The sequence below is a fragment of the Galbibacter orientalis DSM 19592 genome (genome assembly GCF_000260115.1).
Lineage (GTDB): Bacteria > Bacteroidota > Bacteroidia > Flavobacteriales > Flavobacteriaceae > Galbibacter > Galbibacter orientalis.
Map to the genome: position 1 here is coordinate 1,012,623 of NZ_JH651379.1, position 11,824 is coordinate 1,024,446.

Below are 11,824 nucleotides of genomic sequence, written 5' to 3' on the forward strand. Positions count from 1 at the left end.
TTGGCTATTTACTCTTCAAAAATTTTCTTAAACCTTTCTGGTAAACCATCTTTTAAATAAAGTTTTTCTTTTGTAAAAGGATGAATAAATTTCAAAGAATATGCATGGAGGTACAAGCCTTTTCCGTTAAGAATTAAACCTTCTTTACCATATTCTTTATCTCCTAAAATTGGATTTCCAATACTTGCCAAATGGATCCTTAATTGATGCCTTCTTCCTGTTTTAGGACTTAATTTTACTAAATTGAGACTTCCAAATCGCTCTGACGGCACAGAATTGAGAACTTTATATTTCGATTTAGATTTTTTGCTATCTACACTAGAAATAACCTTCCCTTTAGTTTCCATTTTTCCTATGGTAATTGCATAATAGGTTTTATGGATTTCTTTGTCTTCAAAAAGTTTATTTAATATTCTAATGCTGCTATTTGTTTTTCCAACAAGTAAGATTCCTGTTGTAGGATAATCTAATCGGTGAACTGGCTGAGGAATAGAGGCGTCTGTAAGCGTACTCTTTTTTAGGTTTTGAGGTAAAGCATTTGCAATGGTTTTAAAGCTATTTCCGCTTACTAATATCCCTGCAGGTTTATGAATTACGGCAAGATATTCGTCCTCAAATAATACTTCTAAAGGAAATATAAGCTGCTTTTTAGGAGTTTTTGTTTCTTGAAAAGCGAGTTCAATGGTCTCTCCTCCCTTTATAAAAGTAGCTGTAGTTGCTACTGTTTTATCAACGGTAATAAGTTGTTTCTTTAGTGCCTTTTTTAAAGCAGATTTGGTTGGGATATTATTAAAAATACCAACACCATACTCTTGGAGTCGGGTAGGAGCCAATAGTTTAGGGACAATATGAGTTTCTATATTTTTTATTTAAGTAGTTATTATTTGTTTTTTCAAAGTTAATGATTACTTCCTCAGCTTCTATTAACTTATTTGTGGCATTCTAATAATACATCCTTGTGGAAAGTAACTTTTTTAGTCCTTAAGTTTATTATGTATCTTTTAAAAAGTATATTTAACCTTTTATTTTTAATCACCTAAGTAAATGAAAAAATTAATCGCCACCCTCATCCTAGTTATTATTTCTTATTGGACAGCTATTAGTCAAGAAAATGTTAGACAAGTAATAACATTAAAAAACGATTGGAAATTTATTAATAAAGATCTTCCAAATGCGCAAGATCCATCATTGTCTGTTAAAAATTGGGAGAGTGTAAGTGTACCTCACGACTGGGCAATTAAAGGACCTTTTGATAAAGAAGTAGATAAACAGGTGGTTGCCATTAAGCAAGACGGAGAGAAAATTCCAACAGAAAAAACAGGAAGAACAGGAGCTTTACCACATATAGGCGTGGGTTGGTATAGAAAGAATCTTGATGTTTCTGAGGTTAAATCTGATAGTAAAGTAATTTTACTTTTTGAAGGAGCCATGAGCGATGCTCAAGTTTTTATTAATGGTAAAAAAGTTGGAGGTTGGCCTTATGGATATAATTACTTCTATTTTGATATATCGTCATTTTTATCTTCTGATCAAGAAAATATCTTGGCAGTTCGATTGGAAAACTTACCGCAATCATCTCGTTGGTATCCAGGAGCAGGTTTATACCGAAAGGTACAGCTTATTGTAAAAGATAAAATAAGTTTTAATCAATGGGGGCAATACATAACTACTCCTTATGTGACTCCTGAATTAGCAAAAGTTAAAATTAGTTCTAAAGTTTCTTCAGAAAATACAAAGGTAGAAGCTGTAATTAAAGACGAAAATGGAGTTGTTGTAGCTAAGAAAACTATAGCCCAAGCCTATGGAAATGAGTTTGAATTAGAAATCCCTATTGAGAATCCTAAAATATGGGATATAGATACACCGCATCTGTATACTGCTAAAATGAATTTATACCAAGATGATGAACTAAAAGATAGTGAAGAAGTAAAATTTGGAATCCGAAGTATTGAATATAATGCTGATAAAGGCGGATTTTTATTGAACGGAGAAGTGACCAAATTTAAAGGGGTGTGTTTACACCATGATCTTGGGCCTTTGGGAGCAGCTGTAAATAAAGCCGCTTTAAGAAGACAACTTACTATTTTAAAGGATATGGGGTGTAATGCTATTAGATCGGCTCATAATATGCCATCTATTGAACAATTAGAACTTTGTGATGAAATGGGTTTTTTGTTTTTAGCTGAAAGTTTTGATGAATGGGAAAAACCAAAGGTTAAAAATGGCTACAATCGACTTTTTAAAGAATGGGCAGAAAAAGATATCGTTAATTTAGTGCATGCCACAAGAAATCATCCGAGTATTGTAATGTGGAGTTCTGGCAATGAGGTTCCAGACCAATTTGGCTCTGATGGAGTAAAATTAGCTAAATGGCTTCAAGATATTTTTCATAGAGAAGACCCAACGCGACCAGTTACGGTAGGAATGGATAGAGTAAAGGAAGTTATGGAAAGTGGTTTTGGCGCAATTATAGATATTCCAGGACTAAATTATAGAACTCATCTTTATAAAGAGGCTTATGAAAAGTTTCCGCAGCGACTTTTATTAGGTTCGGAAACAGCTTCTACAATAAGTTCTAGAGGGATATATAAATTTCCAGTTGTTAAAACCATAGGAAAAGAATATGAAGACGGACAGACGTCTTCTTATGATCTCGGAATTACAAGTTGGTCTAATGTGCCAGAAGACGATTTTATTTTACAAGATGATAATCCGTGGGTTATTGGGCAGTTTGTTTGGACAGGTTTTGATTATTTAGGAGAACCAACGCCTTATAATACGTATTGGCCATCTAGAAGTTCTTACTTCGGAATGATAGATTTAGCAGGAATTCCGAAGGATAGATATTATTTATATAGAAGTATCTGGAATACGGAAGAAGAGACTTTACATATATTACCGCATTGGAATTGGGAAGGTAGAGAAGGGCAAGAAACACCAGTTTTTGTTTATACCAATTATGCTAGTGCCGAATTGTTTGTAAATGGAAAAAGTCAAGGGGTGCAAAAGAAAACAAAGAATGGTACAAAATTAGAGCGTTATAGATTGATGTGGATGGATGTAAAATATGAGCCTGGGGAACTAAAAGTAGTAGCCTTTGATGATAATGGAAATCCAGTTGCTGAAAATAAAATAGTTACGGCTGGAGCGCCACATCATTTAAAACTTGAAGCAGATAGAACTACTCTTAAAGCAAATGGTGAAGATTTAAGTTATATAACTGTTTCTGTAGTTGATAAAGATGGAAATATTTGTCCTACCGCTACCAACGAACTTTCTTGTAAGGTTAAAGGAGCTGGTGAGTTTAAAGTTATTTGTAATGGAGATGCTACTTCGCTTGATGTTTTTCATGAACCTGTAATGAAAACATTTTCAGGAAAGTTAGTTGTTACAGTACAGGCATCAAATAAGCCAGGAGATATAGTATTAGAGGTAAAAGGAAGGAAATTGCAAACTGCAAAAATGACTCTTACTACCGAATAAAAAGCTTCTTTACTTCTTTTAGATCCCTCATTAGGGGCTTTATTCCCCAGAACCTGTTGTTCTGAGTATATCGAAGTGTTCTATGTCTAAATGGATTAAATTATTTTCCTTTGAATACCTCGTAGGCTTGCCTCGAGGTAGTTAATTTAAGGTTTTCATTTATCTGATAGAAATAAGCAAGTTGCCATTTTTGAGATCGTTCTGCTTGCTTGTTTTGTGGATTATCCCAAGGAGGGTATACTCGAAAAGCTCTTTTGCCTTCTTTATTTTCAGTAGAAATAATTCCTTTTTGAATTAAAACAGACTTTGGAAAAACAAATTGGCCTAGTTTGTTTGCTGTTTTTACAGTTACCACATAAAAATTAAAAGGATCATTTATACAATATGGAGCTATTGGTCCTTTTTCTGTGCGTTTCCAAAAAGTAACAAATTGTCCTGCTTTTTTAGGAGTAACTTTTGCCTCTCTGTAAATAATAGCAAATTCGTTTAGTCTAAAAGTACATGCAAAATATTCTTTACTTTCTATTTCTGTTTTGAAATTAGAAATCTCGAGTTTACATTCAGCATAAACGTTCGTAATGATATTACTTAAAGTAGGATTCATTTTATGAGCTAATGTTATTGTGTTACTCGCTTTTTTGCTCATTTGCCTTTTGAATAATAGCTTTTAACCGTTCTTTATTCTGAACTTTCTGTTTCTTTTGTTTGTTGATTTTCTGATTCATCAACTTGGTATGTTTGGCTTTATTGACGGTGTTTTTTGCTTTTCCTTTTTTTGCCATTTTTCTCTAATTTATTACCTCAGATGGGTAAAAAAATATAAATTACTCAACAATCAAAATTTAAATGCTTTAAAACTTGTGCTGAAATATTTCTAGAATTTCCTTTTGACGCCTCGTGAGCTTGCTTCATTCTGTTAATAGAGTCACATTTTTGCAACCACAGCTTCAGCACAGCGTTCTCCGTCCATAGCGGCAGAAATTATACCTCCAGCATAACCTCCACCTTCACCACAAGGAAATAAACCTTCAATTTGCGGATGTTCTAAATCTTCATTTCTTGGAATATTTACTGGAGACGAGGTTCTAGATTCAACCCCTACAATATTAGCTTCATTAGTATAATATCCATGCATTTTTTCTCCGAATGCTGCAAACCCTTTTCGTAATCTACTGCCTATCAATTTAGGTAAAAGAGAATGTAAAGGAGCCGATTTTAACCCGGGCTGATAGGAAGTTTCATTTAAAGAAGGAGAAATTTTACCTTCAACAAAATCAGCTAAACGTTGAGCAGGAGCAACTTGACTCCTTCCACCTGCATTAAAAGCTAATTTTTCTAAGTCTTTTTGAAATTCTAATCCTTTTAAAGGACCAAATGGATCATATTTAGGGAGGTCTTTATCAATGTTTATTTCGACTACAATTCCAGAGTTAGCAAATTTATTATTTCGTTTGCTAGGAGACATCCCATTTACTACAACTTCCCCATTGCTAGTTGCTGCAGGAACAATAAATCCGCCAGGGCACATACAGAAAGAATAAACCCCACGCTCGTTTACTTGTTGTACCAAACTATAAGCTGCAGCAGGTAATAATTCGTCTCTACTGTTTGAGCAATGATATTGAATAGAATCAATTATTTCCTGTGGGTGCTCCACACGAACCCCCATTGCAAAAGATTTTGCTTTTAAAGCAATATTTTTTTGATGCAATAAATTATAGATATCTCTAGATGAATGTCCTGTTGCTAAAATTACTGCATTTATAGAAAGTTCTTTTCCATTTTGCAATTGTACCGCTGTTAGCTTATTGTTTTTAATGATAAAATCTACTACGCGACTTTCAAAATGAACTTCTCCGCCATACTTTATAATATTCTCCCTGATGTTCTGAATAATTTTAGGGAGCTTATTTGTTCCAATATGAGGATGCGCATCTATTAATATTTGTTCCGTAGCACCATGGAAAACTAAATTTTCAAAAATTCGTCTAACATCACCACGTTTTAAACTTCTGGTATATAACTTTCCATCGGAATAGGTGCCAGCACCGCCTTCTCCAAAACAATAGTTAGAATCTTCATTTACAAAGTGGTCTTGATTAATAGCTTTTAAATCGCGTCTTCGCTCTTGCACATTTTTGCCACGTTCTAGAACAATAGGTTTATATCCTAGTTCTATACAGCGTAATGCGGCATACATTCCTGCAGGACCGAAACCAATAATGTGTACTTCTTTGGCTTTGGAAACATCTTTATAGTCAAAAAAATAAGCTGGTTTTTCAGAGACTTTTTCATTGATGTAAATAGCTACTTTGTAATTAAAAATAATTTCCTTTTTACGAGCATCAATAGATTTACGTAAAATTTTTATAGCTGAAATTTCATCTTTAGCAACTCCTAATTGCTCGGATGCTTTTTGAAGTAAAGTAATACCTTGCTTTTCTTCGGTTAAACTTACACGGAGTTGAATCTCTTTTATCATTCGGTAAAATTACGCAAATGAAATTAGTTATTTTTATTTGATTTAATACTTTATATTTGTAACCATTGTATAAGGTTTTGTAATATGGTTATGAAAGAATATTTGTCGCTAGCTGAGACAGCAGAATTAATAGGGAAGAGTAAGGAAACTTTGAGAAGATGGGATAATGAAGGGATATTAAATGCGGTTAGAGAGCCAGTATCAAATTATAGAGTATATAGAAGAAAAGATATTGAGAAACTTTTAGGGAAACTCTTTGATGAGGTGGTGGAAGAAGAAGTGTCAAATTATGTTGAACCTGAAAAGGATTACAATGTTTTAGAATTATTTGCAGGGGCTGGAGGGCTTGCTGTAGGAATGGAGAAAGCAGGGTTAAAGTGTGTGGCTTTAAATGAAATTGATAAATGGGCTTGTCAAACTTTAAGAAAAAACAGACCTAATTGGAATGTCTTAGAAGGAGACATTAAGAATTTTGATTTCTCTGAATATAAAAATTCTGTTGATGTTGTTACGGGTGGTTTTCCTTGTCAAGCGTTTAGTTATGCGGGAAAAAAACTAGGTTTAAATGATGCTAGAGGAACATTATTTTATGAGTTTGCTAGAGTTGTTAAGGAGGTAAATCCACTAATATGTATTGGAGAGAATGTTCGAGGTTTATTAAGTCATGAAAAAGGAAAAACACTTGAAGGAATGATTTCTATTCTTGATGAAATAGGTTATAAAGTTGTTCCCGTTCAAGTATTAAAAGCAATTCATTATAAAGTACCTCAAAAAAGAGAACGGTTAATTTTAGTTGGAATTAGAAAAGATATTGATACTGTATATAAATATCCAGAGCCGTATAATAAAATTTATAACCTCTCAGATGCTCTTAAAAAAGGAGATTTATTTGATACTAATGTTCCTAAATCTGAAGGCTCTAAATATCCTAAACATAAAAAAGAAGTTTTAGATTTAGTTCCGCCAAAAGGTTATTGGAGAGATTTGCCAATTAATATTCAGAAAGAATATATGGGTAAAAGTTTTTATTTGGGAGGAGGAAAAACAGGTATGGCTAGAAGAATAGGTTGGGATGAACCTAGCTTAACTTTAACCTGTAGTCCTGCTCAAAAGCAAACAGAGCGATGCCATCCAGATGAAACACGACCTTTTACAGTAAGAGAATATGCTCGGATTCAAACTTTTCCAGATGAGTGGCAATTTATGGGTTCTATTTCTCAACAGTATAAGCAAATTGGAAATGCTGTTCCTTGTAATTTAGGAAAAGAAATAGGGTATTCAATTATAAATTTTTTAAATGAATATTATTTAAAGTCAAATAAATCTGAAGCTTCAATTTCTTTAGCCAAAGCTTTATAGCCTTGTTCAAAGAAATATTCTGTAATGACTTCTAAAAGCTTGCTTTCTTCCATTTTTAAATATAACAATTAATTTATGCTGATTCTTATTGTTTTATAAATCAGCACTTTGTGGGTTAGGTAATTTACTCAATCCCTTTAGAAATTCCACCTAGAAACCAATCAAAGTCGAACGCATCTCCAGAGGCTAATCCCATCCTAACAACTACTAAATCTTTAGAAGGAACTATGTAAACTCGTTGCCCTTGAAAACCATCTGCGTAATAAGTATCCATTGGAGCGGAGGGCATTTTTTCTGGAGTATTTAGCCAAAAATGTCCTCCATACAAATCGTCAGAATTTGGTGCAGGAGTGGATACGTATTCAACCCAATTCTTATCAAAGAGTTGATCTCCATCCCAATTTCCATTATGTAAATAAAGTAAGCCAAACTTTCCCCAATCGCGGGTTGTTGCCCATGCGTAGGAAGACCCTACAAAAGTTCCACTAGCATCTGTTTCTATAACCATACTTTTCATACCGATTCTATCGATAAGTTTTTGATAGGGAAAATTGAGATATTCGGGATACGATTTGAATTCTTTCCGAAGTAAACCAGATAATAAGTTAGTTGTTCCAGAAGAATAATTCCATTGTTTATTTGGGGTAGCCTCAGCCTCTTTTTCTGCTTGTACTTTTGCCATATCATCGGTTAAAAAAAGCATTTTAGTTACATCAGAAATGGTGGCGTAGTCTTCCTCCCAAGCTAGGCCACTATTCATATGTAGTAAATTGTTATACGTAATATTTTTACGTTTGTCATGTTGCCATGCTTCAACTTTTGCGGGCTCATTTATATTCAGTTTTCCTTCATATTGAAGTATTCCATAAAGAGTAGCCATTACACTTTTAGTCATAGACCAACCTAGCAGTTTAGAATCTTTATTTAGAGAATCGGCATATTTTTCAGCAATAATTTGGTCTTTATATATAACCAAAACTGAGCGAGTTTTCTGAATTTCATTGTTATCAAAAGAAGCATTTACAATTTGATTGATTTGCTCATAATCTACATTTGGAAAAAAACTATCTTTTTGTTGTAAATCGCCATAAGGATACGGGCTATTATTAGCTTTAATATTTCGAACAGGAGATTCTGCATTTTTAATTTTATCTATATCGGCATCCACAGGTAGAAGCACACATCCTAATCCTTTTCTGTAAAGAGCTGTACGAGATTTTAATCCGTAAACACTTGCAATAGCAGTATTGTTTTCTGTATTAATTTTATTTTTAGCTAGGTTAACAGGTGCAAAATTATTGTCGTTATTTCTTGTGAATTGTGGATTTCTTCCACCGTTAAAAACACAAGAACACATGTTTTTTGCTGAAAACCCGCTAATGATGTTTAGTTTGGGGTAGTTATAATAAACAGTCGTAATAAATATTAGGCAAATAAGAACAATGGTAAAGAGCGCAAAGCGTTTAAAATTTTTCACAGGTATATTATTGTGGTTATTGAGAATAAAGATACAGAGAAAATTAGTGACAATAATGCCAAAAAGTTAAAACTGATAATGAGTTAAGAGGTAGATTCTAACTATTAATTTTCAGTCTACAACTTTAATAGGCTTTACCTTTATACTTTACAAACTGTTGCCTACTTTTGTAGCAAAGAATAGTTATGATTGAGATACATAAAATCCGAGAAGATTTCCCGATTCTAAAAAGAAAGGTAAACGGATATCCTTTGGTTTATTTAGACAATGCGGCTACCTCGCAAACACCACAACCGGTAATAGATTGTATTGTAGATTACTATTCTAATTACAATGCCAATATACATCGTGGGGTACATACATTATCTCAAGAGGCAACAGATTTGTATGAGCAGGCTAGAATGAAAATTCAAGAACATTTTAATGCCAAAAAAGCGCATGAAATTATCTTTACCTCTGGAACTACCCATAGTATAAATTTAGTAGCCAACGGCTTTTCAACGTTGTTAAATGAAGGAGACGAACTGATAGTTTCTGCTTTAGAGCATCATTCAAACATTGTGCCTTGGCAAATGCTTTGTGAGCGTACGGGAGCAATTCTTAAGGTAATTCCAATGAATGAAGAAGGAGAATTGAACTTGGAAGCGTATGCTAAATTACTTTCAGAAAAAACAAAACTCGTTTTTTGTAATCATATTTCGAACGCACTTGGAGTTATAAATCCTATTGAAGAGATTATTGCCAAAGCGCATGAGGTTGGAGCAGCAGTTTTGATAGATGGAGCACAAGCTTGCCCACATATAAAACCAGATGTACAGGCATTGGATGTAGATTTTTATGTGGCTTCTGCTCATAAAATGTGTGGACCAACAGGGGTTGGAATGCTTTATGGAAAAGAAGAGTGGTTAACCAAATTACCGCCATACCAAGGTGGAGGAGAAATGATTGCGGAGGTTACTTTTGAAAAAACTACCTATGCCGATTTACCTCATAAGTTTGAAGCTGGAACTCCTAACATTTGTGGGGGAATTGCTTTTGGTGCTGCTATTGATTATATGAATAGTATTGGGTTTGACAATATCCTGGCTTATGAAAATGAATTATTGGCTTATGGAACCGATAAGTTGAGTCAGATTTTAGGCTTAAAAATATATGGTAACTCTGATAAAAAAGCTTCGGTTATTTCTTTTAATATTGAAGGAATTCATCCGTATGATATTGGAACCATTGTGGATAAGTTGGGGATTGCAGTTAGAACCGGACATCATTGTGCGCAACCAATTATGGATTTCTTTAAAATTCCAGGAACTGTACGTGCTAGTTTTGCATTTTATAATACTAAAGAAGAAGTTGATGCTTTGGTAGAAGCAGTGAAAAAGGCTAAAATGATGTTGTCTTAGAATTACTAATAATAGAAGAAGGGATAAATACTTTTTATTTCGTTTTTGTGTCAAGACAAAATGAAAGAAGTTTTAAGTATTAGAAAAGCATGTAGTTAAGTCTATTTTGTGTTTAGATTTATATCGAACTCACGTTAGTATATATCTTTTCGCCCCTATCCTAATAACAGAGCCCTCTATCAACATTCATTATACAACCATATAGAAAAACAGTTGAATAGCCGATTTTCTTGTTGTATTTTTGTTGAAAATTAAGTTTATGACAATTCAAGAAATTCAAAATGATATTGTTGATGAATTTTCTATGTTCGACGATTGGATGCAACGTTACGAATACATGATAGAACTTGGAAAATCGTTACCACTTATTGACGATACTTATAAAACCGACGATAATATTATTAAAGGTTGCCAAAGTAAAGTGTGGGTTCATGCCGAGCTTGTAGACGATAAATTAGTGTTTACGGCAGACAGCGATGCTATTATTACTAAAGGAATTATTGCTATTTTAGTAAGAGCTTTCTCTAATCAACGACCAAAAGATATTATGGAAGCTAATACCGATTTTATAGATGAAATTGGTCTGAAAGAGCATTTATCGCCTACAAGAGCTAATGGTTTAGTAAGTATGATAAAGCAGTTAAAAATGTATGCAATTGCATACCAAACACAATTAAATTAAAAGATTATGAGCGATACTATAGATACAACTGCATTAGGGGAAAAAATAGTTACTGTTTTAAAAACTATTTACGACCCTGAAATTCCTGTTGATATATATGAACTTGGATTAATTTACGATGTTTTTGTAAATGAAGATTCTGAAGTTAAAATTTTAATGACTTTAACAACGCCTAATTGTCCTGTAGCAGAAACGCTTCCGGTTGAAGTAGAAGAAAAAATTAAAACAATTGACGATGTGAAGGATGCTGAGGTAGAAATAACCTTTGATCCACCTTGGAGTCAAGATTTGATGAGCGAAGAAGCCAAATTAGAATTAGGATTGCTTTAAGGAAACTTCAAAAGAGCTAAGAAGGTAGCTTTTAAAGCTAAAATTTTGAGTAATGCAGGAAGAAATAATAAATAGAGTAGCACAAAGTAAACTGGAAACTTTTAATCTTGAAGATTATTATCCAGCTGGACAGCGTGTACTTTTTGATATAAAAGATTGGCTATTAGAAGGTTTTATCCTGAAGGAAAAAGACTTTAGAGAATTAGCTAAAAATCATAATTGGGAGCAATATCAAGGCAGTTATGTGGCATTAACATGTTCTACAGATGCTATTGTTCCAGGGTGGGCTTATATGTTGCTTACAACATATTTATCGCCTTACGCCAATAAAATCCTTGTGGGTTCGTTAGAACAATTAGAAACTGTTATTTATCAAGATATTATTCAGAATTTAGAACTTTCAGAATACAAAGATAAACCAGTTATTATAAAAGGATGTTCAAAAAAACCAGTACCACAAAATGCTTATATAATGATTACGGAGAAGCTTTTGCCAATTGCAAAAAGTATAATGTATGGCGAGGCTTGCTCTTCTGTTCCATTATTTAAGAGAAAATAAATCATATTTCACCCTAAACTATCTACAATAAGTATTAATTTTGCACGAATTT

11 protein-coding genes are annotated in these 11,824 nt (G+C 33.3%); 6 read left to right on the forward strand and 5 right to left on the reverse strand.

Going from position 1 to position 11,824, the window contains the following annotated elements; genetic code table 11:
* Positions 1-8 precede the first annotated feature (8 nt).
* Complete coding sequence (locus tag JOOMADRAFT_RS04580; RefSeq protein ID WP_008611628.1) at positions 9-833, reverse strand: RluA family pseudouridine synthase; 825 nt, start codon at positions 831-833, stop codon at positions 9-11.
* Positions 834-1,044: 211 nt separating this feature from the next.
* Between JOOMADRAFT_RS04580 and JOOMADRAFT_RS04585 the strand changes: the two genes are divergently transcribed.
* Positions 1,045-3,483, forward strand: a complete 2,439-nt coding sequence (locus JOOMADRAFT_RS04585) for a DUF4982 domain-containing protein (protein WP_008611629.1) — start codon at positions 1,045-1,047, stop codon at positions 3,481-3,483.
* Positions 3,484-3,583: 100 nt separating this feature from the next.
* On the opposite strand, the gene JOOMADRAFT_RS04590 is transcribed toward JOOMADRAFT_RS04585, so the two are convergent.
* The 3 genes from JOOMADRAFT_RS04590 to JOOMADRAFT_RS04595 all read right to left on the reverse strand — a co-directional run bounded on the left by JOOMADRAFT_RS04590 (position 3,584) and on the right by JOOMADRAFT_RS04595 (position 5,965).
* Positions 3,584-4,129 carry a MepB family protein gene (locus JOOMADRAFT_RS04590; protein ID WP_008611630.1) on the reverse strand — a complete coding sequence of 182 codons (546 nt, stop codon included), beginning with the start codon at positions 4,127-4,129 and terminating at the stop codon, positions 3,584-3,586.
* Entirely contained in the window at positions 4,110-4,265 is a 156-nt protein-coding gene (locus JOOMADRAFT_RS20275; protein ID WP_008611631.1) for a hypothetical protein, read from the reverse strand. Before JOOMADRAFT_RS20275 ends, JOOMADRAFT_RS04590 begins: the two co-directional genes overlap by 20 nt.
* A 143-nt stretch (positions 4,266-4,408) precedes the next feature.
* The gene (locus tag JOOMADRAFT_RS04595) at positions 4,409-5,965 is read right to left on the reverse strand and encodes an NAD(P)/FAD-dependent oxidoreductase (protein ID WP_008611632.1); all 1,557 of its coding nucleotides are present in this window, start codon (positions 5,963-5,965) and stop codon (positions 4,409-4,411) included.
* 84 nt (positions 5,966-6,049) lie between these two features.
* Here JOOMADRAFT_RS04595 and dcm point away from each other — a divergent pair, with 84 nt between their 5' ends.
* Positions 6,050-7,324: a DNA (cytosine-5-)-methyltransferase gene (gene dcm / locus JOOMADRAFT_RS04600; protein ID WP_008611633.1), complete on the forward strand. Its 1,275-nt coding sequence runs from the start codon at positions 6,050-6,052 to the stop codon at positions 7,322-7,324.
* Positions 7,325-7,448: 124 nt separating this feature from the next.
* Here dcm and JOOMADRAFT_RS04605 read toward each other — a convergent pair whose 3' ends face one another.
* Positions 7,449-8,801 carry a serine hydrolase domain-containing protein gene (locus JOOMADRAFT_RS04605; RefSeq protein ID WP_008611636.1) on the reverse strand — a complete coding sequence of 451 codons (1,353 nt, stop codon included), beginning with the start codon at positions 8,799-8,801 and terminating at the stop codon, positions 7,449-7,451.
* Positions 8,802-8,986: 185 nt separating this feature from the next.
* Between JOOMADRAFT_RS04605 and JOOMADRAFT_RS04610 the strand changes: the two genes are divergently transcribed.
* The 4 genes from JOOMADRAFT_RS04610 (at position 8,987) to JOOMADRAFT_RS04625 (ending at position 11,772) form a co-directional block, all read left to right on the forward strand.
* The gene (locus JOOMADRAFT_RS04610) at positions 8,987-10,201 is read left to right on the forward strand and encodes an aminotransferase class V-fold PLP-dependent enzyme (protein ID WP_008611637.1); all 1,215 of its coding nucleotides are present in this window, start codon (positions 8,987-8,989) and stop codon (positions 10,199-10,201) included.
* Between the two features lie 259 nt (positions 10,202-10,460).
* On the forward strand, positions 10,461-10,883 hold the full coding sequence (locus JOOMADRAFT_RS04615; protein WP_008611638.1) for a SufE family protein: 423 nt from the start codon (positions 10,461-10,463) through the stop codon (positions 10,881-10,883).
* Between the two features lie 6 nt (positions 10,884-10,889).
* Positions 10,890-11,213, forward strand: a complete 324-nt coding sequence (locus JOOMADRAFT_RS04620) for an SUF system Fe-S cluster assembly protein (protein WP_008611639.1) — start codon at positions 10,890-10,892, stop codon at positions 11,211-11,213.
* A gap of 52 nt (positions 11,214-11,265) precedes the next feature.
* Positions 11,266-11,772 (forward strand): DUF2480 family protein, encoded by a 507-nt coding sequence (locus JOOMADRAFT_RS04625; RefSeq protein ID WP_008611640.1) that lies wholly within the window; start codon positions 11,266-11,268, stop codon positions 11,770-11,772.
* Positions 11,773-11,824: the final 52 nt, after the last annotated feature.